General features: G+C 66.4%; 19 protein-coding genes. 14 read left to right on the top strand and 5 right to left on the bottom strand.

All coding sequences use genetic code 11. The annotated features are described in order from the left end of the window. The first annotated feature begins 136 nt into the window (after window positions 1-136). Window positions 137-2,101 (top strand): acetoacetate--CoA ligase, encoded by a 1,965-nt coding sequence (locus EJE94_RS11855; RefSeq protein ID WP_121241740.1) that lies wholly within the window; start codon window positions 137-139, stop codon window positions 2,099-2,101. Between the two features lie 107 nt (window positions 2,102-2,208). Here the strand turns inward: EJE94_RS11855 and EJE94_RS11850 are convergent, their stop codons facing one another. Both EJE94_RS11850 and EJE94_RS11845 read right to left on the bottom strand, forming a co-directional pair. Further along, entirely contained in the window at window positions 2,209-3,069 is an 861-nt protein-coding gene (locus EJE94_RS11850; protein WP_121241738.1) for a pirin family protein, read from the bottom strand. Window positions 3,070-3,101: 32 nt separating this feature from the next. Next, on the bottom strand, window positions 3,102-3,698 hold the full coding sequence (locus EJE94_RS11845; protein WP_121241736.1) for an FMN-dependent NADH-azoreductase: 597 nt from the start codon (window positions 3,696-3,698) through the stop codon (window positions 3,102-3,104). Window positions 3,699-3,792: 94 nt separating this feature from the next. Here EJE94_RS11845 and EJE94_RS11840 point away from each other — a divergent pair, with 94 nt between their 5' ends. Next, the gene (locus EJE94_RS11840; RefSeq protein ID WP_121241734.1) at window positions 3,793-4,746 is read left to right on the top strand and encodes a LysR family transcriptional regulator; all 954 of its coding nucleotides are present in this window, start codon (window positions 3,793-3,795) and stop codon (window positions 4,744-4,746) included. On the opposite strand, the gene EJE94_RS11835 is transcribed toward EJE94_RS11840, so the two are convergent. Genes EJE94_RS11835 through map form a run of 3 tightly spaced genes read right to left on the bottom strand, consistent with a single transcriptional unit; the run spans window position 4,712 to window position 8,818 of the window. Continuing rightward, window positions 4,712-5,413 carry a UPF0149 family protein gene (locus EJE94_RS11835; protein ID WP_121241733.1) on the bottom strand — a complete coding sequence of 234 codons (702 nt, stop codon included), beginning with the start codon at window positions 5,411-5,413 and terminating at the stop codon, window positions 4,712-4,714. The genes EJE94_RS11840 and EJE94_RS11835 overlap by 35 nt on opposite strands. Beyond that, window positions 5,410-8,004 carry a [protein-PII] uridylyltransferase gene (locus EJE94_RS11830; RefSeq protein WP_121241731.1) on the bottom strand — a complete coding sequence of 865 codons (2,595 nt, stop codon included), beginning with the start codon at window positions 8,002-8,004 and terminating at the stop codon, window positions 5,410-5,412. Before EJE94_RS11830 ends, EJE94_RS11835 begins: the two co-directional genes overlap by 4 nt. A gap of 4 nt (window positions 8,005-8,008) precedes the next feature. Beyond that, on the bottom strand, window positions 8,009-8,818 hold the full coding sequence (gene map / locus EJE94_RS11825; RefSeq protein ID WP_121241729.1) for a type I methionyl aminopeptidase: 810 nt from the start codon (window positions 8,816-8,818) through the stop codon (window positions 8,009-8,011). On the opposite strand from map, the gene EJE94_RS11820 reads away from it, so the two are divergent. The 12 genes from EJE94_RS11820 (at window position 8,811) to EJE94_RS11765 (ending at window position 20,591) form a co-directional block, all read left to right on the top strand. Continuing rightward, window positions 8,811-9,092, top strand: coding sequence for a hypothetical protein (locus EJE94_RS11820; RefSeq protein WP_121241727.1), 282 nt, complete (start codon window positions 8,811-8,813; stop codon window positions 9,090-9,092). The genes map and EJE94_RS11820 overlap by 8 nt on opposite strands. A gap of 210 nt (window positions 9,093-9,302) precedes the next feature. Further along, window positions 9,303-10,178, top strand: coding sequence for a hypothetical protein (locus EJE94_RS11815; protein ID WP_121241725.1), 876 nt, complete (start codon window positions 9,303-9,305; stop codon window positions 10,176-10,178). A 380-nt stretch (window positions 10,179-10,558) separates the two neighbouring features. Then, window positions 10,559-11,311 carry a 30S ribosomal protein S2 gene (gene rpsB / locus EJE94_RS11810; RefSeq protein WP_121241723.1) on the top strand — a complete coding sequence of 251 codons (753 nt, stop codon included), beginning with the start codon at window positions 10,559-10,561 and terminating at the stop codon, window positions 11,309-11,311. A gap of 72 nt (window positions 11,312-11,383) precedes the next feature. Further along, window positions 11,384-12,295: a translation elongation factor Ts gene (gene tsf / locus EJE94_RS11805; protein ID WP_121241721.1), complete on the top strand. Its 912-nt coding sequence runs from the start codon at window positions 11,384-11,386 to the stop codon at window positions 12,293-12,295. A 7-nt stretch (window positions 12,296-12,302) separates the two neighbouring features. Beyond that, complete coding sequence (gene pyrH / locus EJE94_RS11800) at window positions 12,303-13,022, top strand: UMP kinase (RefSeq protein ID WP_121241719.1); 720 nt, start codon at window positions 12,303-12,305, stop codon at window positions 13,020-13,022. Between the two features lie 9 nt (window positions 13,023-13,031). Next, a complete protein-coding gene (gene frr, locus EJE94_RS11795) occupies window positions 13,032-13,589 on the top strand; it encodes a ribosome recycling factor (protein ID WP_121241718.1) in 558 nt (185 codons plus the stop codon). Window positions 13,590-13,612: 23 nt separating this feature from the next. Beyond that, window positions 13,613-14,404, top strand: a complete 792-nt coding sequence (uppS, locus tag EJE94_RS11790; protein WP_121241716.1) for a polyprenyl diphosphate synthase — start codon at window positions 13,613-13,615, stop codon at window positions 14,402-14,404. Further along, complete coding sequence (locus tag EJE94_RS11785) at window positions 14,397-15,197, top strand: phosphatidate cytidylyltransferase (RefSeq protein ID WP_121241714.1); 801 nt, start codon at window positions 14,397-14,399, stop codon at window positions 15,195-15,197. Before uppS ends, EJE94_RS11785 begins: the two co-directional genes overlap by 8 nt. A 2-nt stretch (window positions 15,198-15,199) precedes the next feature. Further along, window positions 15,200-16,363 (top strand): 1-deoxy-D-xylulose-5-phosphate reductoisomerase, encoded by a 1,164-nt coding sequence (gene ispC / locus EJE94_RS11780; protein ID WP_121242237.1) that lies wholly within the window; start codon window positions 15,200-15,202, stop codon window positions 16,361-16,363. Further along, the gene (gene rseP, locus EJE94_RS11775; RefSeq protein WP_121241712.1) at window positions 16,363-17,733 is read left to right on the top strand and encodes an RIP metalloprotease RseP; all 1,371 of its coding nucleotides are present in this window, start codon (window positions 16,363-16,365) and stop codon (window positions 17,731-17,733) included. Before ispC ends, rseP begins: the two co-directional genes overlap by 1 nt. 4 nt (window positions 17,734-17,737) lie before the next feature. Beyond that, entirely contained in the window at window positions 17,738-20,068 is a 2,331-nt protein-coding gene (gene bamA, locus EJE94_RS11770) for an outer membrane protein assembly factor BamA (RefSeq protein ID WP_121241710.1), read from the top strand. A 19-nt stretch (window positions 20,069-20,087) separates the two neighbouring features. Further along, window positions 20,088-20,591, top strand: coding sequence for an OmpH/Skp family outer membrane protein (locus EJE94_RS11765; RefSeq protein WP_121241707.1), 504 nt, complete (start codon window positions 20,088-20,090; stop codon window positions 20,589-20,591). Window positions 20,592-20,599: the final 8 nt, after the last annotated feature.

The raw sequence follows: 20,599 nt of genomic DNA, 5'->3' as shown, positions 1-20,599 counted from the left end.
TCCTCTAAGCCGTATCATTAGGCGCTTCGGCAATCAGTTTAACCGTGACCAGAACAGGCGCGATCGGCGGTAATCGGCCGCGCGCCCACGATAAGAACGAAATGGAACCCCCCGGCCTATCCCTGGAGCATCGGCTGTGACGGCGCAGGTCGTCTGGCAGCCCTCGGCGGAGCGCATCGCCGCCGCCAACATGACGGCCTTCATGCGCGAGGCGGCGTCGCGCTGGAACCGGGTCTTCGCCGACTACGCCGAACTGCACCGCTGGTCCATCGAGCATCCCGAGGAGTTCTGGGTCTCGCTGTGGGAATTCGGCGGCGTCATCGGCGAGATGGGGGACACGGTGGTTGTCGACGCCGAGCGGATGCCGGGTGCGCGCTGGTTTCCCGGGGCCCGGCTCAACTACGCGCGCAATCTGCTGCGCCGCGGCGCCGCCGATCAGGGCGACGCCCTGGTGTTCTGGGGCGAGGACAAGGTACGACGGCGCATGTCCCACGCCGAGCTCTATCGGCGCGTGGCGCAGCTCGCCGCGGCCATGCGCGCCGAGGGCGTCAAGGCCGGCGACCGCGTCGCCGCCTACATGCCGAACATGCCGGAAGCCATCGTCGCCATGCTGGCGGCGGCCTCGATCGGTGCGACCTTCACTTCTGCCTCGCCGGATTTCGGCGTGCAGGGCGTGCTCGACCGCTTCGGCCAGATCGAACCGAAGCTCCTTTTCGCCGGCGACGGCTACCACTACAACGGCAAGACCATCGACATCCTCGAACGGGTGGCGGAAATCGCCGCGCGGCTGCCTTCCCTCCGCAAGGTGGTGGTCGTGCCCTGCATCCGCGAGCGGGATTCCGCTCTTCCCGACATCCGCAACGGCGTGCTGCTCGACGATTTCGTCGCGCCCTGCGCCGGACGGGTCGAGATCGACTTCGCCGAGCTGCCGTTCGACCACCCGCTGTTCATCATGTACTCATCGGGCACCACCGGCGCGCCCAAGTGCATCGTGCACGGCGCCGGCGGCGCGCTGCTGCAGCACCTGAAGGAGCACCGCCTCCATGGCGACCTCAAGCCGGGCGACCGCCTGTTCTACTTCACCACCACCGGCTGGATGATGTGGAACTGGCTCGCCTCGGGGCTGGCGTCGGGCGCGACGCTGCTGCTCTACGACGGCTCGCCCTTCCTCCACACCGGCAACATCCTGTTCGACTACGCCGATGCCGAGGGCATGACGCACTTCGGCACCTCGGCCAAGTTCCTCGACGCGCTGGCCAAGGCGCTGGTGCGGCCGCGCAAGACGCACCTGCTCGACAGGCTGCGCGTGATGTTCTCGACCGGCAGCCCGCTGGCGCCCGAAGGCTTCGACTTCGTCTACGCCTGCATCAAACATGACCTGCAGCTTGCCTCGATCTGCGGCGGCACCGACATCATCTCGTGCTTCATCGGCGGCAATCCGATCGCGCCGGTGTGGCGCGGCGAGATCCAGTGCGCCGGGCTCGGCATGGCCACCGACGTCTTCGCCGACGACGGCAGGCCGCTGCGCGGCAAAAAGGGCGAGCTGGTGTGCACGCGGCCGTTTCCGGTGATGCCGGTCGGCTTCTGGAACGATCCCGACGGCGCCAAGTACCGCGCCGCCTATTTCGAGCGCTTCCCCGGGGTGTGGTGCCACGGCGACTTCGCCGAGCGTACGGCGCAGGATGGCTTCGTCATCTATGGCCGCTCCGACGCCACCCTCAACCCCGGCGGCGTGCGCATCGGCACGGCGGAGATCTACCGCCAGGTCGAGCGGCTGGACGAGGTGGTCGAGTCGCTGGTCATCGGCCAGGAGTGGAAGAAGGACGTGCGCGTGGTGCTGTTCGTCAGGTTGCGCGACGGCCTCGTGCTGGACGACGCGCTGACGGTGAAAATCAAGCAGACCATCCGCGCCGACACCACGCCGCGCCACGTGCCGGCCAAGATACTGCAGGTCACCGACATCCCGCGCACCAAGAGTGGCAAGATCGTCGAGCTGGCGGTGCGCGCCGTGGTCGACGGCCAGCCGGTCAGGAACGTCGAGGCCCTGGCCAATCCCGAGGCGCTCGAGCAGTTCCGCAACCGGCCCGAACTGGCCGACTGAAAAAGTCGGCACCCCAAGGGTACTTCCTGCGGGGCGCGCCAGCGGCACGGCGCGGGCGGAATGCCGCGTGGTCGACACGCGAACGGGGAGCCGCTACAACTGCCGTCTCAGGCCAGCCGCCCTTCGCGGAAATCCTGCAGCGCCTGGTAGATCTCCTGCTCGGTGTTCATGACGAAGGGGCCGTACTGGGCGATCGGTTCGCCCAGGGGCCGCCCGGCGATGAGCAGGACCTTCGCTTCGCCCTTCGCATCGATCACCACGCCGTCGGCATCCGCCGAGTTTGCGAGGATGGCCATGCGCTGCGCCGGCACGGCGGTTCCGGCGACATCGACCTCGCCGCGATAGACATAGACGAAGGCGTTGTGGCCGGCCGGCAAGGTCTGCGCAAAACGGCCGCCGGCCGGCAGGTGCAGGTCGAGGTAGAGCGGCGCCGTGGCCTCGCGCGTCACCGCGCCGGCGACGCCGTGGCTCTCGCCGGCGATCACCGTCACGTCGACGCCGGCATCGGTGGCGAAGCGCGGCAGCTCGGCCGCTTTGATGTCGCGATACCAGGGCTCGCTCATCTTGTCCCGCCCCGGCAGATTGAGCCAGAGCTGGAAGCCTTCCATCACGCCTTCCTCCTGTTGCGGGATCTCCGAGTGGATCACGCCGCGGCCGGCCGTCATCCACTGCACGCCGCCGTTCTCGAGCAGGCCCTCGTGGCCGGCGCTGTCCTTGTGCTTCATGCGGCCGGCGATCATGTAGGTCACGGTCTCGAAGCCGCGGTGCGGGTGGTCGGGAAAGCCGGCGATGTAATCGTCGGGATCGTCGCTGCCGAAGGCGTCGAGCATGAGAAAGGGGTCGAGGCGGCGCTGCAGCGGCTGGGTCAGCACGCGCGTCAGGCTGACGCCGGCGCCGTCGGAGGTCTCCTTGCCGGTCACCAGCCGTTCGACGCTGCGGGGGCGGGCAACGTGTTCATTTGTTTTCATGGTGTCTCCTCTCTCTCCGGGGCGGAGGGTGTTCAGGCGATGGCCGCGATCTCGGCGTCGGCCTCGGCGAAACCCTGCCTGGCCGCATCTTCGCCCATGTTCAGGCCCTCGGCGTAGACGAAATGCACGTCGCTGATGCCGAGGAAGCCGAGCACGGTCCTGAGGTAAGGCACCTGGCTGTCGGCTTCGGTTCCGCGGTAGCGGCCGCCGCGCGCCAGGCCGACGTAGACCTTCCTGCCCTTGAGCAGTCCTTCGGGACCGTTCGCGGTGTAGCGGAAGGTGACGCCGTTGCGGGCGATGGCGTCGATCCAGTTCTTGAGTTGCGCCGGCACGCCGAAGTTGTACATCGGCACGCCGAGCACGATCGTGTCGGCCGCCTGCACCTCGGCGATCAGCGCGTCGTCGAGCGCCACGCGCGCCGCCTGCTGTTCCGTGCGCTGCCCGGCCGGGGTGAACAGCGCGCCGAGCGCCGCCTCGTCGAGCACCGGCTGCGGCGTCACGGCGAGGTCGCGCCGGGTCAGGCGGGCATCGGGGTTCGCCGCCTGCAGGCGGGCGACGATGGCGTCGGCGATACGGGTGGAGTTGGCGCCCTCGCGGCGGGCGCTGGCGTTGATTTGCAGGATGTTCATGGTTTTCTCCTTGGGGTTGGGCAGGGCATGGATGTAATGTATTGATGCTTGGCATTGGAGAGAAGCCAATGAAACGGGTAATATTGTTCTGATAATGGAACAATACGACGCCAATGACCTGCTGATTTTTTCCCGGGTCGCCGATGCCGGCAGCTTCAGCCGGGCGGCCGAGCGTCTCGGCCTGCCGAAGTCCACGGTATCGCGCCGCATCGCGCTGCTCGAGGAGCGACTCGGCGAACGCCTGATGCTGCGCACGACGCGCCGCCTTACCGTCACGGAGTTCGGCCAGCAGTTGCTCGAGCATGCGCGCCAGGTCGCGGCGGAGGTCGACGCGGTGAAGGCGCTGAGCGAGCACCGCCAGGCGCGGCCGAGCGGCCGCCTGCGCGTGTCGATGCCGAGCGATTTCGCCACGCTTCTGCTGACGGAGATGCTGTCGGCCTTCGTCGCGCTGCATCCGGCGGTTTCGCTGCAGCTCGACCTGTCGCCGCGACGCGTCGATATGCTCGGCGAGAATTTCGACCTCGCCGTGCGCATGGGCGAGCTGCCGGACGATACCCTGCTCGCCGCGCGCCGCATCGCCGTGTTTTCGCGCGGGCTCTACGCCGCGCCGGCCTATCTGGCAGAGCGCGGCGCTCCCCTTGTGCCCGAGGAGTTGCTACAGCACGACGCGCTGCATCAGACCGGGCGCGATGACGAGCCGGCGGCCTGGGTCCTGCTTCAGGGCGAACAGCAATGGCAGGGCACGCCGCCCGGGCGCGCCGCGGCGAATTCCCCCGAATTGCTGATCAATCTGGCACGCGCCGGCAGCGGCATCGCCGCCGCGCCCGACGTGTTCGCGGCGCCGAGCGTACGCCGCGGCGAACTGCGCCGCGTGCTGCCCGATTGGTGCCTGCCGGCGACGACGGCCTGGGCGGTGTTTCCGGGGCGGCGCCTGATGCCGGCGAAGACGCGGGCATTCATCGACATGCTCGAAGCCGCGCTGGGCACGGCACACCACGATGCGGCCAGGCCGGTCAGCCGGGAGCGGCCGCGCCGCAGCACTTCTTGAATTTCCTGCCACTGCCGCAGGGGCAGGGATCGTTGCGGCCGACCTTCGGCGCATCGAGCCGCACGGTGGTGCGCGCGGCCCGTTGCGGGGCCCAGAAGTCGTGGATGGCGAGGACGCAGTCGGGCAGGACCTCGGCGATGTCGGCCTGCGCCGCGGCGAGGGCCGGGTCCTGTACCATTTCCTGCCAGCCGGCTTCGGTGCCCTGGAGCAGGATGGGGTCGAGGAATTCCGCCATTTCGGCAGCGTCGAAGATCGCCTGCCACGCCGCGTCGTCGATGTTCATGCCGTGGACGAAGCCGATGCACCATTCCTCGACGCCGGCGACTTCGCCGCCGTCCTCGTCGGCCATGTACAGCACCGGCGCGAAGTTTTCCGGTTCGGCCTGGAACTGGGCGAGGAGGAAGTTCCAGTGGCGCAGGACCAGGGCCGTGATGCGCGCCGCGGGCTGCGGCAATTCCTTCGCCGCCGTCGCGCCGGGCTCGCCGCCGCCCCAGACCTCGGGCAGCCAGCGCTGCGGCTCGATCAGGTTGGGCCCGACGGCGAGCGCCGTCAGAAAACCGTCGAGCATGGCGATGTCCATGGTCTCGTCCGGTAGGCCGTCACCCCGCAGGAGCGCGTCGAGCTCGTCCAGTTCCCGCTCGCCGAGCGGCCCGCCGGCGGCCGTCATACCCTGAGCACCTCCAGCAGTTCCTGTTCGAGTTGTACCAGCGTCGCGGTCTTGCCCAATTCATTGCCGCTGAGGACAAACGTGTCTTCCACCCGCTCGCCCAGCGTCGAGATCTTGGCGGCCTGGACGTCGATGCCGTGCTGAGCCAGCACGCGGGCGATGGCGTAGAGCAGGCCGGGACGGTCGATGGCGGCGACCGACATGATGTGGCTGTTGCCCTTCTCGTCGCGGCGCGTAGACACCTCGGGCGAGAAGGGGAAATGGCGGACCTGCCGCGACAGCCGGCCGGAGGAAGGCGCACCCAGCGGCGGCCGGGTCTGCAACTGCTCGACGAGGTCGTGCTCGATCAGCCCGATCATGTCGCGGTAGGGCAGGGTGTCGGAGGGGTCGAGCAGGACGAAACTGTCCAGCGCGTAGCCGCTGCGCGTGGTGTGGATCTTGGCCTCGACGATGGAATAGCCCAGGCGCGAGAAGAAGCCGCACAGTCGCGCGAACAGTTCGGCCTGGCCGGCGACGTAGATCATCACCTGCAGGCCCTCGCCGAAGGGATTGAGGCGGGCCTTGACCACGGGCTCCGCGCTGTCCGGCCGATGGTAGAGCGCCCGCGTGTGCCAGGCGATCTCCTCGGCGTCGTGGCGCATGAAGTAGGCGGTGTCAAGCTGGCGCCACAGCGCATCCTCGACGCCGCCGCGCAGGCCGTGGAAGCGCAACATGCCGCGCGCCTCCTCCTGGCGCACGGCGAGGCCGGCGGCCGGCGCCGGTGCGTCGCCCTGCAGCACGCGCAGCGCGGCGTGGTAGAGGTTCTCGAGCAGCTTGCCCTTCCAGGCGTTCCACACCTTGGGGCTGGTGCCGCGAATGTCGGCGACGGTCAGCAGGTAGAGAGCGGTCAGTCGGCGCGACGTCTTCACCACCCCGGCGAAGGCGCGAATCACGTCGGGGTCGGCCAGGTCCTGCTTCTGCGCCACGGCCGACATGGTCAGGTGGTGCTCGACGAGGAAGGGGATCAGATCAGAGTCCTCGCCGGCGATGCCGTGCTCGCGGCAGAAGCGGCGGGCGTCGGCGACGCCGAGCCTGGAGTGGTCGCCGCCGCGGCCCTTGGCGATGTCGTGGAACAGCCCGGCGACGTAGATCACCCACGGCCGTTCGAAGGCGGTGATGAGGCGCGAGCAGAACGGATACTCGTGGGCGAATTCGGGCAGGGTGAAGCGGCGCAGGTTGCGGATCACCTGCAGGATGTGCTGGTCGACCGTGTAAACGTGGAACAGGTCGTGCTGCATCTGGCCGACGATGCGGCCGAAGGCCGGCAGGTAGTGGCCGAGGATGTCGTACTGGTTCATCCGCCGCAGTTCGTGGGTCAGGCCGCGCTTCTGCTGGAACAGCTGCAGGAAGAGGGCGCGATTCTGCGGGTCGCGGCGGAAGGCGGCGTCGATGCGGCCGCGTGCGGCCCACAGCGCGCGCAGCGTGCGTGCAGTCATTCCTTGAAGCTCGGAACGCTGCTGCATCAGCAGGAAGGCCTCGAGGATGCGGTGCGGCTCGCGCTCGAACAGGGTGTCGTCGCGGACGTCGAGCAGGCCGCGTACGGACTGGAAGCGGACGTCGATGACGATGGGCGGCGCCGGCGGCGCGGTCTCGATGGCGGCGGCGAGGTTCTGCAGCACCAGGGTGTTGAGCTGGGTCACCAGCTTCGCGTTGCGGTAGTAGCGCTGCATCAGCACCTCGGAGGCGCGGCGCGTGCGCGTCGCCTCGATGCCGGCGGCGCGGGCCAGTCCTTCCTGGTGGTCGAACAGCAGCCGGTCCTCGCGGCGCCGCGTCATGAGGTGCAGGCGGCAGCGGATGTCGCGCAGCGTGTCCTCGGCGCGTGCCAGCTGGCGCGCCTCGTGCGCCGTGATGACGCCGCGCCGCGCCAGCGCCGGCCAGTTGTCGCCGAGCCCGGCGGCCTGCGCCGCCCAGACGATGATCTGCAGGTCGCGCAGGCCGCCGGGGCTCTCCTTGCAGTTGGGCTCGAGGCTGTAGGGGGTGTCGTTGAAGCGCGTGTAGCGCTCGGCCTGTTCGAGGCGCTTGGCGCGGAAGAAGGCCGCCGGCTCGAGCTTGCCGCGGAAGGCGGCCCAGAACTCGTCAAACAGTTCGCGGCGGCCACAGAGGAAACGTGCCTCGAGCAGCGTCGTCTGCACCGTGATGTCGCGCGCGGCTTCGGCCAGGCATTCGGCAACGCTGCGCACGCTCTGGCCGATCTCGAGGCCGACGTCCCAGAGCACGCCGATCAGCTGCTCGATGGCGCGGCGGTGGGCGTCGGCATTGCAGAAGTCGCCGGGGGCGAGAATCAGGATGTCGACATCGGAACCCGGGAAGAGCTCGCCGCGGCCATAACCGCCGACGGCGGCGAGCGCGATTTCGGGCGGGATGGCGAGGTGCTGCCAGACTTCGATCAGCGTGGCGTCGACCAGTCTGGCGCGGCCGACGATGAGGCGGCGGGCATTGCCGTCGGCCTCGAAGGCGGCGCGCAAGGTCGTCTGGCCCTCCTGCAGCCGCGCCTTGACCGCGGCCGCGAAGGCGCGCGGATCTGCGGGCGCCTGGGCGGCGGCCTGTTGCATGAGGCTAGGCGATGAACGCCGGCTTCGGTGGTGCGCCGGCCGACAGCGTCAGGACTTCGTAGCCCGTCTCGGTCACGGCGATGGTGTGCTCGAACTGCGCCGAGAGGCTGCGGTCCCGGGTGACGATGGTCCAGCCGTCGGGCAGCTGGGAGATCGCCGCCTTGCCGGCGTTGATCATCGGTTCGATGGTGAACACCATGCCGGGCTCGAGCAGCGGCCCGGTGCCGGCCTTGCCGTAATGCAGCACCTGCGGCTCCTCGTGGAAATTGCGGCCGATGCCGTGGCCGCAGAATTCGCGCACGACGGAGAAGGAGTTCTTCTCGGCATGGCGCTGGATCGCTGCACCGATGTCGCCGAGGCGCGCGCCGGGGCGCACCTGGCTGATGCCGACCCAGAGGCATTCGTGGGTCACGGCGCACAGCCGCCTGGCGAGGATGGAGACCGCGGCCTCGCCGCCGACCATGAACATGCGGCTGGTGTCGCCATGCCAGCCGTCCTTGATGGTGGTGATGTCGAGGTTGACGATGTCGCCCTTCTTCAGCGCGCGCTCGTTGGGCACGCCATGGCAGACCTGGTGGTTGGTCGAGGCGCAGATCGACTTGGGGTAGGGCGCATAGCCCGGCGGCGCGTAGTTGAGCGGCGCCGGGATGCAGCCCTGCACATTGACCATGTAGTCGTGGCAGAGCTTGTCGAGGGCTTCCGTGGTGACCCCGGGCTTGACGAAGGGCTCGATGTAGTCGAGCACCTCGCCGGCGAGGCGGCCGGCGACGCGCATGCCTTCGATGTCTTCGGGGGTCTTGAGAGTGATGCTCATCGTTGAAATCCTGAGAAGCTTTCTCGGGATTCTACCGTTTGCGCGGCGTGGTTTGTCCTTGTGCGTGTTGGGGCTTTGCGTCGCCAACGGGGCGGCCCGAGGGGTGGCCATCCCGCCCGGCCTCCCGGCGCTCCCAGAAAGCGCATATCAGCCGAACGGGACGGCCACCCCTCGGGCGGCGGCCATGGTCGCGGACTCGAACGGTGAAAAGTCGGCGCTGGTGAAGCCACTGCGCGACAAGGCGGTCGAGCAAGAAACACTATTCGCGCCGTAGTGGATGGCGGGGCGGCGAGTGGGCCTATGCCCTTCGTGGGATTGACCGATTCCATGCTTGCCGGTAGCTTGCGCGGATGCGAATGGAATTCAAGTCACAAGGCACTACGCAGCGGAGCAGAAACCGTGGTCTGTCCCCAATTGGCCCTCACTGGCGACACGCCGATGCAATGGCCACACCCGTCAACGACACCGCCCGAAGGATCGCCGCATGAAGCGCACCCATTCACTCACCCGCTGGTCCGCCATCCTCCTGCTGGCCCTGCTCGCCGCCTGCCAGACGAATGCACCTAAGGCCGAGCCGCCGAAGGACGCCGTCCAGCAGCGCGTCCAGGACGGCAAAACCCTCTGGGAAGAAAAGTGCCGCACCGTCGCCGGCGAGAAGATCTACCGCAAGGTGGAGGGCGTCGAGGGGGTGTTGTTGATGAAGGTAAGGCCGCGCGCTGGCGAAAGAGAGTGGGCCGATCGCAATTGGCCGGGGGCGGCATTTGCTCGGGAGCTTCATAGCGACAGTTACATCACGTCGTTTCTTGGCTTTGAGGAAGCATTGGGCACGGACGGAAAGCCTCGCGCGATCACACCTGATCGTCGCGGCTACATCACTACCACCCGCAACCCCGGCGGCCTCCCCGGCTACCGCTGGGTCGAAGTCATCGACGAGAAGGACGGTCAGCGCTTTCGCTATACCGGTTCCGAGAAGGTTGTTGGTCGCAAAGATGTCAATGCGCCGAACGTCAAGATTGAGCTCGAACGCAATCCGAATTACGACCTGAACGTCTACCGCTACACCCTCGACAAAGCCCCCTCCATCTCCCCGCCCCCCCGCTACGGCGTCACCTACGAGGACCACGTCATCCCAGAGGAACGCTACCTCGGCATCGCCAGCAGCACCATCAAGGTCATCGACCTCAAAACCAACGAGGTGCTCGGCGAGATGACCCGCTACGCCTGGAGCCCGGGCGCGCCCAGCCGCGTCAATCCGAGTCCTTGGCTGACCGCTTACCGCTGCCCCGAGCATGCCGTCGGAACTGACCAATACACCCGAAAATTCGTAGACCAGATTCTGATTCCGGCCAAGGAGAAGTGACATGCCGACCGTTGCCGAAGTTATTATTAAGGGACAGACCACGGTTTCTAACTGACAGGCTTGGCCCCAAGTTCCCCGTCCACCCGGTCGCAAGCGAGGGGTAGCCGTCCCATTCGGCCGACGCCCCGAAGGAAGTCCCCTTGGGGGATATGCGCTTTTTGGGAGCGCTGGGAGGCCGGGCGGGATGGCTGCCCCTCGCCATCTCCCGCCGTCCCCAAAGCGGGTCGAAACAAGCACTTGAGCCCAACTGCCGCATTGCACTATAATGCGCGGCTTGTCCGGATCATCCGGGCAAAAATCCACACGCTCGGCGCCGATAGGGTGGCTTCATTCGAAGCAGCACGGCCGGGCGGCGGTTAAACCCATATCGGAGATACTCGATGAGCACTACCATGCGCCAAATGCTGGAGGCCGGCGTTCATTTCGGCCACCAGACCCGTTTCTGGAATCCCAAGATGGCCCCGTTCATTTTCGGCCATCGCAACAAGATCCACATCATCAACCTCGAGAAGACGCTGGCCAAGTACAACGAGGCCATGGACTTCGTCAAGAAGATGGCGGCCAAGAAGGGCACCATCCTCTTCGTCAGCACCAAGCGCCAGGCCCGCGAGATCCTCGCCGAGGAAGCCCAGCGCGCCGGCATGCCCTACGTCGACGACCGCTGGCTCGGCGGCATGCTGACCAACTTCAAGACCGTCAAGCAGTCGATCAAGCGCCTGCAGGAACTCGAGCTGATGAAGGAAGACGGCTCGTTCGAGCGCCTGACGAAGAAGGAGGCGCTGACGATGTCGCGCGAGATGGCGAAGCTGCAGAAGTCCATCGGCGGCATCAAGTCCATGAACGGCCTGCCCGACGCCATCTTCGTCATCGACGTCGGCTACCACAAGATCGCCATCACGGAAGCCGCCAAGCTCGGCATTCCGGTGGTCGGCATCGTCGATACCAACCACTCGCCCGAGGGCATCGGCTACGTCATCCCCGGCAACGACGACTCCTCCAGCGCGATCCGTCTCTACGCCCGCGGCGTGGCCGACGCCATCCTCGAGGGTAGGAGCCAGTCGATCAGCGAGGTGGTGCAGCAGCTGGCCGGCGACGACGAGTTCGTCGAGGTCGAGGAAGAGGCTGCCGAGTAATTTTCGGTTGCATTGACGAAGCCCGCGTCAGCCGCGGGCTTCGTCGTTTGTCACGTTTCAGTGGAGCAGAGAATGGCGGAAATCACCGCAAGCATGGTCAAAGAACTGCGCGAGAAGACCGACGCGCCGATGATGGAATGCAAGAAGGCGCTGACCGAGGCCGCCGGCGACATGGCCAAGGCCGAAGAGGTCCTGCGTGTCAAACTGGGCAACAAGGCCTCCAAGGCCGCGGCCCGCATCGCCGCCGAGGGTGTGGTCGGCATGTATCTGTCGGCCGACGGCAAGCTCGGCGCCGTGGTCGAGGTCAACTCCGAGACCGACTTCGTCGCCAAGAACGATGAGTTCATCGCGCTGGCCAAGGGCTGCGCCGAACTGGTCGCGACCAAGAATCCGGCCGACGTCGCCGCGCTGTCGGCGCTGCCGATGGCCGGCGGCACGGTCGAATCGACCCGCGCCGCGCTGGTCGGCAAGATCGGCGAGAACATGGCGATCCGCCGCTTCGTTCGCATCGAAGCGAAGGGCAAGCTGGCCTCATACGTCCATGGCGGCTCCAAGATCGGCGTGGTGGTCGACGTGGTCGGCGGCCCGGATGACAATGGGCAGCTGGGCAAGGACATCGCCATGCACATCGCCGCCTCCAAGCCGAAGGCGCTGGATTCTTCCGGCGTGCCGGCCGAGCTGCTCGACACCGAGCGCCGCATCGCCGTCGAGAAGGCGCGCGAGGCGGGCAAGCCCGAGGCCATGCTGGAGAAGATCGCCGAAGGCACGGTGCAGAAGTACCTCAAGGACGTCACCCTGCTCGGCCAGGTCTTCGTCAAGGCCGAGGACGGCAAGCAGACCATCGAGCAGTTGCTCAAGTCGAAAGGCGCTTCCATTGCCGGCTTCACCCTCTACGTGGTGGGCGAGGGCATCGAGAAGAAGGTCAACGACTTCGCCGCCGAGGTGGCCGAACAAGCGGCTGCCGCCGCCGCTGCCAAGAAGTAACTCCGCCATGCCCGCCGCTCCCCGCTACAAGCGCATCCTCGTCAAGCTGTCCGGCGAGGCCCTGATGGGTGACGATGCCTATGGCATCAATCGCGATACGCTGGCCGGCATCGTCGCCGAGGTCAAGGCCGTGGCCGATCTCGGCGTCGAGATCGGGGTGGTGATCGGCGGCGGCAACATCTTCCGCGGCATGGCCGGTGCATCCTCCGGGATGGACCGCGCCACCGCCGACTACATGGGCATGCTGGCGACGGTCATGAACGCCATGGCGCTGTCCGATGCCATGCGCCAGAGCGGGCTCAACGCCCGCGTGCAGTCGGCGCTGAGCATCGAGCAGGTGGTCGAGCCCTACATCCGCGGCAAGGCCATCCGCTATCTCGAAGAGGGCAAGGTCGTCATCTTCGGTGGCGGTACCGGCAATCCCTTCTTCACCACCGACACGGCGGCTGCGCTGCGCGGCTCCGAAATCGGTGCCGAGATCGTGCTCAAGGCGACCAAGGTCGACGGCGTCTATAGCGCCGACCCGAAGAAGGATCCGAGCGCGACCCGCTATGCCAGGATCAGCTTCGACGAGGCGATCGGCCGTGGCCTCGGGGTCATGGATGCGACCGCTTTCGCGCTCTGCCGCGACCAGAAGCTGCCGATCAATGTGTTCTCGATCTTCAAGGCCGGCGCGCTCAAACGCGTCGTGATGGGTGAGGACGAGGGCACCCTGGTACACGTTTAGGAGTTTTAGATGATTCCCGAACTCAAGAAGAATTCCGAGCAGAAGATGCTGAAGAGCCTCGAGGCTTTGAAGCACGATCTTGCCAAGGTGCGTACCGGTCGCGCCCACACCGGCCTGCTCGACCATATCCAGGTCGATTACTACGGCACGCCGATGCCGATCAACCAGGTGGCGAACGTCACCCTGGTGGATTCGCGCACCATCGGCGTGCAGCCGTGGGAAAAGAACATGATCTCCAAGGTCGAGAAGGCGATCCGCGACGGCGACCTCGGCCTCAACCCAGCGACGCAGGGCGACCTGATCCGGGTGCCGATGCCGATGCTGACCGAGGAGCGTCGCAAGGAACTGATCAAGGTCGTCAAGCACGAGGGCGAGAATGCCAAGATCGCCGTGCGCAACATCCGCCGCGACGCCATCGCCCACCTCAAGGAGGCGCTGAAGAAGCACGAGATCTCCGAGGACGACGAGCGCCGCGCCCAGGATGAGGTGCAGAAGCTCACCGACAAGTACGTCGCCGAAGTCGACAAGCAACTGGCCGACAAAGAGAAGGACCTGATGGCCATCTAGGGGCCATCGCCAGACCCTCGGCCATGAAGGCCTTTGTCAGTTCCACCCGGCAGATCCCCGAGGCGGCGATCGTGCCGCGCCATGTCGCCATGATCATGGACGGCAACGGCCGCTGGGCGAAAAAACGCTTCCTGCCTCGCGTCGCCGGCCACAAGCGCGGCGTCGAGACCGTGCGGGCGATGGTCAAGGCCTGCATCGAGCGCGGCGTCGAATTCCTCACGCTGTTCGCCTTCAGCTCCGAGAACTGGCGCCGCCCGGCAGAGGAAGTCTCCTTCCTCATGAACCTGTTCGTCGCCGCGCTCGACCAGGAAGTCGGCAAGCTCGATGCCAACGGCGTGCGCCTGCGCATCGTCGGCGATCTTTCCCGCTTCGAGCCTCGCTTGCAGGAGCTTATCCGCCGCTCGGAGGACATCACCGCCGCCAACACCAAGCTGACCCTGACGATCGCCGCCAACTACGGCGGCCGCTGGGACGTGATGCAGGCCGTCAATCGCATGAGCGCGGCGCATCCGGAAAATGCCGGCAGCTACGGCGAGGAGGACCTCGCGCCGCACCTCGCCATGGCCTACGCGCCCGAGCCCGACCTCTTCATCCGCACCGGCGGCGAGCAGCGCATCAGCAATTTTCTGATCTGGCAGCTGGCCTATGCCGAGCTTTATTTCACCGAACTGCTCTGGCCGGAGTTCGACGCGGCGGCTTTCGATGCCGCGATCGCCTCCTACCGCGGGCGCGAACGGCGCTTCGGGCGCACCAGCGAGCAGCTTGTCACCGTGGCACCGGCGGAGACTTCCGCAGTGAAATCCGGGAATGCTTAAGGCGCGGGTCATCACCGCGCTGGTGCTCGTTGCGGGCTTGCTGGTCGTGCTATTCCTGGCACCGGCTGTTGTCGCGGCGGCGGCGTTCGGGCTCGTCGCTGCACTTGCAGCCTGGGAATGGGCGGGGCTTATGAAAGTCGACAAGGCCGGTCGCGTTTTCTACGCGGGGTTCGTCGTCATCAGTTGCCTGGTCGCAGGGTATCGCCCGGCGATGACTTTCGCCGGTCTCTGGCTGCTGGCAGCCGCCTTCTGGCTCGTGCTCGCTCCGCTCTGGCTCCGGCGGCGCTGGCCGCTCGCCGGCAACGACTTCGTCGGCTACGCCGTCGGCTGGACGGTGATCGTGCCGACCTGGTCCGCGATGGTCGACTTGCATGGCCGCAGCCCCTGGCTGCTGCTGGCGGTGATGGCCCTGGTCTGGGTTGCGGACATCGCGGCCTATTTCACCGGCCGCGCCTTCGGCCGCAGGAAGCTCGCGCCGGCGATCAGCCCGGGCAAGACATGGGAAGGCGCCTATGGCGCGGTTTTCGCCGTGCTGGGCTATGGCGCGATCGTCGCGTCGACGTCCGGACGCGTGCCCGCTCCGGCGCTGCTGCTTCCGGCCGCGCTGGTGCTTGTCGTGCTTACCGCGGTGAGCATCGTCGGCGACCTGTTCGAGTCGTTGATGAAACGGCAGGCGGAGGTCAAGGACAGCAGCCAGCTGCTGCCGGGGCATGGCGGCATCCTCGACCGCATTGACAGTCTCACGGCCACGCTGCCGCTGGTGGCGCTGGTGATATTCTGGACCTCGCCATGAAGGTGCAACGTCTCACGATACTCGGCGCCACCGGCTCGATCGGCGTCAGCACGCTCGATGTCGTCGCGCGCCACCCCGACCGCTTCGATGTCGTCGCGCTGACCGGCCATCGCCGCATCGACATCCTGGCGGAGCAGTGCCGCCGCTTCAAGCCGCGCTATGCCGTGGTCGGCTCGCACGACGATGCCGCCCGTCTTGCCGCCATGCTTGCCGGCGTCGGCACGGAGGTGCTGGCGGGACCCGGCGCGCTGTGCCGGGTGGCTTGCCTGCCCGAGGTCGATGCCGTCATGGCGGCCATCGTCGGTGCCGCAGGCCTGCCGCCGACTCTCGCCGCGGCGCAAGCCGGCAAGCGGGTGCTGCTGGCCAACAAGGAGGCGCTGGTCATGGCGGGCAGCGTCTTCATGAATGCGGTAAAGCAGGCGGGGGCGACGTTGCTGCCGATCGACTCCGAGCACAACGCGGTGTTCCAGTCGCTGCCGGCGGGATTCGCCGGCGACTATGCCCGCCACGGCGTGCACCGCATCCTGCTCACCGCCTCGGGCGGCCCCTTCCGGCGGACGGCCCTGGCAGATCTCGAAAAAGTCACGCCCGAGCAGGCCTGCGCCCACCCCAACTGGTCGATGGGACGCAAGATCTCGGTGGATTCGGCGACGATGATGAACAAGGGCCTCGAAGTGATCGAGGCGCGCTGGCTGTTCGATGCCGATCCCGGGCAGATCGATGTCGTGATCCATCCGCAGAGCGTCATTCATTCCCTGGTGCAGTATGTCGACGGGTCGGTGATCGCAGAACTGGGCAATCCCGACATGCGCACGCCGATCGCCCATGCCCTGGCCTATCCGGAACGGATCGATGCCGGCGTGGCGCCGCTCGACCTGTTCGCGGTGGCCCAGCTCAATTTCGAGCGCCCCGACCTCGAACGCTTTCCCTGCCTGGCCCTGGCCTATCGTGCCCTGCGCGCGGGCGGCAACGCGCCGGCCGTGCTCAATGCCGCCAACGAGGTCGCGGTCGAGGCCTTCCTCGACGGGCGCCTGCCATTCCAGCGCATCGCCGCGGTGATCGCGGCCACCCTCGATGCCGTTCCGGTGGCGCCGGCCGACGATCTCGCCGCGGTGCTGGCTGCCGACGCGGCGGCACGCGTGGCGGCGCAGGGCGCGTTGCCGTGATGGGGGGCAACCTGCCGTCGACGCTCGCTGCCTTCGCCGCGGCGCTGGCCGTGCTTATCGTCGTGCACGAATACGGCCACTACGTGGTCGCGCGGCTTTGTGGCGTCAAGGTGCTGCGCTTCTCTGTCGGCTTCGGCCGCCCGCTGTGGACGTGGCGGCGCGGGCCGGACCGGACGGAATGGGTTCTCGCCGCCTTTCCGTTCGGCGGCTACGTCAAGATGCTCGACGAGCGCGAAGGCGAGGTTCCCGCGGCGGAAGCGCATCGTTCCTTCAATCGCCAGTCGCTGGGGCGGCGCTCGCTGATCGTCGCCGCCGGTCCCGCCGCCAATTTCCTGCTCGCCATCGTTCTCTACTGGCTGCTGTTCATGCAGGGCGTGACGGAACTGCGGCCCGTGCTGGGGGCGCCGTCGCCCAACAGCCCCGCGGCGCACGCTGCGGTGGCGGAGGGCGAATTGGTCCGCGCCGTATCGGGCAAGGTGGTCGCGACCTGGTCGGAAGTACGCTGGGAAGCGATGCGCCTGACGCTCGACGGCCGGCCGATCGAACTGGAAGTCATCAACCCGCGCGGCGAGATCGCCTTCCGCCGCCTGGCCACGGCGGGCCTCGATCCAGCCGCGCTGGAAGGCGACGTGCTGCGCCCGCTCGGCCTGAAACTGTTCCGGCCGCTGCTGAAACCCGTGATCGGCAGCGTCGTCGCCGACGGCCCGGCCGCACGTGCCGGCATCCGGGTCGGCGACGAGGTTGTCGTCATCGGCGGCCGGCCGGTGCGGGACTGGTCGGAGGTGGCGGGGCGCATCCGCGAGGCGGGCGATCGCCCGTTGGACATCGAGCTGTCGCGCGAGGGGCATCGCCTCGAAGTGGCCGTTACGCCGGTCATGGTGGAAGAGCAGGGGCGCCGCTTCGGTCGCATCGGCATTGGCGTGCGCGAGGACCCTGCGGCCTTCGAGGCGATGCGCGTCGTCGTGTCCTATGGTCCGCTCGACTCGGCGGCGCGTGCCCTGAGGCTGACCTGGGAAACCTCGGCGCTGACGCTGCGCATGATGGGGCGACTGCTCACCGGCGAGCTTTCGTGGAAGAACATCTCCGGACCGGTGACCATCGCCGACTATGCCGGACAGTCGGCGAGGCTCGGCGCCGACCATTTCCTGCGCTTTCTCGCCCTGATCAGCATCAGCCTCGGCGTGCTCAATCTGCTGCCCGTGCCGGTGCTGGATGGGGGGCATTTGTTGTATTATTTCGCGGAGTTGCTGAAAGGCGGTCCGCTGTCCGAACGGGCCATGGAAATTGGCCAGCAAATCGGCCTGTCCTTGCTGTTTCTCCTGATGGCCTTTGCCCTTTATAACGACATCAACCGTTTGGTTTCCGGCTGACACAATGAATAACAAACTGATGACGGGCGTGCTGTCGTCCATGGCTGCCCTGACGGCGGCGCTTGGCCTGGCCTTGGCTGCGTCGCCGGCTCTGGCTTTCAACCCCTTCCCGGTCAAAGACATCCGCATCGAGGGCATCCAGCGCACCGAGGCCGGAACCGTCTTCAGCTACCTGCCGGTGAAAGTCGGCGACACCATGACCGACGACAAGGCGGCGCAGGCCATCAAGGCGCTGTTCGGTACCGGTTTCTTCAAGGACGTGCGCATCGAGATCGACAACGACGTCGTCGTCGTCATTGTCGAGGAGCGTCCCGCCATCGCCTCGATCGACTTCAACGGCCTCAAGGCCTTCAAGAAGGAGGACCTGCTCAAGGGCCTCAAGGAAGTCGGCCTGGCCGAATCGCGCATCTTCGACCGTGCGCTGATCGAGCGTGCCGAGCAGGAACTCAAGCGCCAGTACCTGGCGCAGGGCTACTACGCGGTGAGCCTGACCACGACGGTGACGCCGCTGGAGCGCAACCGCGTCGGCATCAGCGTGACGGTGGACGAAGGCGACATCGCCAAGATCAGGCAGATCAACATCGTCGGCGCCAAGGCGTTCAAGGAAAGCGAACTGCTCGGGCTGTTCACGCTGACCACGCCGGGCATCATGACCTGGTACACCAAGAACGACCAGTATTCGAAGCAGAAGCTGTCGGCCGACATTGAATCGCTGCGTTCCTTCTACCTCGATCGTGGCTACATGGAGTTCAACGTCGAGTCCACCCAGGTGCAGATCTCGCCGTCGAAGCAGGACATCTACATCACCATCAACATGAGCGAGGGCGAAAAATACACCGTCGCCTCGGTCAAGCTCGCCGGCAACCTGATGCTGCCCGAGGCGGAACTGACCAAGCTGGTGCTGGTCAAGCCCGGTGACGTCTTCTCGCGCGAGAAAATGACCGAAACGACCAAGGCCATCAGCGAGCGGCTGGGCAACGAGGGCTACGCCTTCGCCAACGTGAACGCCGCGCCGGAACTGGACAAGGCCAAGCGCACTGCCGCCTTCACCATCTATATCGATCCGGGTCGCCGCGTCTATGTCCGCCGCATCGGTGTCACCGGCAACAGCAAGACGCGCGACGAGGTGATCCGCCGCGAAATGCGTCAGCTCGAGGCATCGTGGTACGACGGCGAGAAGATCAACAAGTCGAAGAAGCGCGTCGACCGCCTCGGCTATTTCGAGGAAGTGACCGTCGAGACGCCGCCGGTGCCCGGAACCACCGACCAGGTAGACGTCAACGTCAATGTCAAGGAAAAGCCCACCGGCAACGTCAGCCTCGGCGCGGGCTACTCCAGCACAGAGGGCATGACCTTCTCGACCGCGATCCAGCAGGAGAACATGTTCGGCAGTGGCCGGCATATCGGCTTCGCCATCAACACCAGCAAGGTCAACACGCTGTATTCGCTGTCCTACACCAATCCGTACTGGACGGTGGATGGGACGGCGTTCGGCTTCGATGTCTATCACCGCGACCTCGACACCAGCTCGCTCGATGTCGGTTCCTTCGGCAGCCGTGCCACCGGCGGCGGATTCCGCCTGGGCCTGCCGATTTCCGAAGAGAACTTCGTCAACCTCGGCCTGTCGGGCGACCGCACCAAACTCAAGGTGAATTCGTCGAGCCCGATCCAGTACCAGAATTACGTTCGAGATTTCGGCGAATACCAGAACACCGTGTTGACCACGGCGAGCTGGTCGCGGGATACCGTAGACAGCCGCATCTGGCCGATGCGGGGCTTCGTCGGCCGCGTCGGCGGCGAGATTTCGCTGCCGGCCGGCAACGTCAAGTACTGGAAGGTGAACCTCGGTTACACCCAGTTCGTCCCGATCGGACGCGATTATGCGCTGAAGCTCAACGGTGAACTCGGTTCGGGAGATGGCTACAGCGACAAGCCGTTGCCGTTCTTCAAGAACTTCTACGCGGGGGGTATCGGCTCGGTACGCGGTTACCGCGCCGGTTCGATCGGTCCCTATGACCCCGTGACCGATCAGCACCTCGGCGGCATCCATCGCGTGGTCGGCAATGCGGAATTCCTGTTCCCCATGCCCGGCATGGGCAAGGACCGCTCCCTGCGCATGAGTGCCTTCATCGATGGCGGCCGCGTCTGGGGCAATAGCAAGAATATGACCGTGCCGAACCCCGAAAACGATGGTGGGGCCCGTTATTCGGGAGGCTTGGGCGCGGCCTGGACTTCCCCCGTTGGGCCGCTCAAGTTCAGCGTGGCTACCCCGCTGAACAAGAAGGACGGTGACAAGACCGAGACGTTCCAGTTCACCATGGGCACCACGTTCTGATTTTTGCAGGAGAGACAGCTTGAAAAAACTACTGATTTCCATCGCGGCGCTGACCCTGGCGGTCGCCGCCGCCCCGGCCCTGGCCGAAACCAAGATCGGTTTCGTCAATGGCCAGAAGGTGATCAACGAGTCGCCCCAGGCGGCCAAGGCCAAGAAAAAGCTCGAAAAGGAATTCGAGAAGCGTGACCAGGATCTGCAGAAGCTGGCCAAGCAACTGCAGGGCATGCAGGAAGGCCTCGAGAAGAACGCCGTTACCATGTCGGAGACCGACCGGCGCAACAAGGAGCGCGAGTTCAACGACCTCAATCGCGATTTCCAGCGCAAGCAGCGCGAGTTCCGCGAGGACCTCAACCTGCGCCAGAACGAAGAGATGGCGGGGATCTACGAGCGCGTCAACAAGATCATCAAGCAGGTGGCCGAGGCCGAGAAGTACGACCTCATCATCCAGGAAGGCGTGTACGTCAGTCCCAAGCTCGACATCACCGACAAGGTGATCAAGGCCCTGGGCGACGGTACCAAGTAAGACCGATA

The sequence above is a fragment of the Sulfurisoma sediminicola genome (assembly GCF_003865015.1).
In the GTDB taxonomy this organism is placed as follows: Bacteria; Pseudomonadota; Gammaproteobacteria; order Burkholderiales; family Rhodocyclaceae; genus Sulfurisoma; species Sulfurisoma sediminicola.
This window is presented reverse-complemented; position numbering and strand designations above follow the sequence as displayed.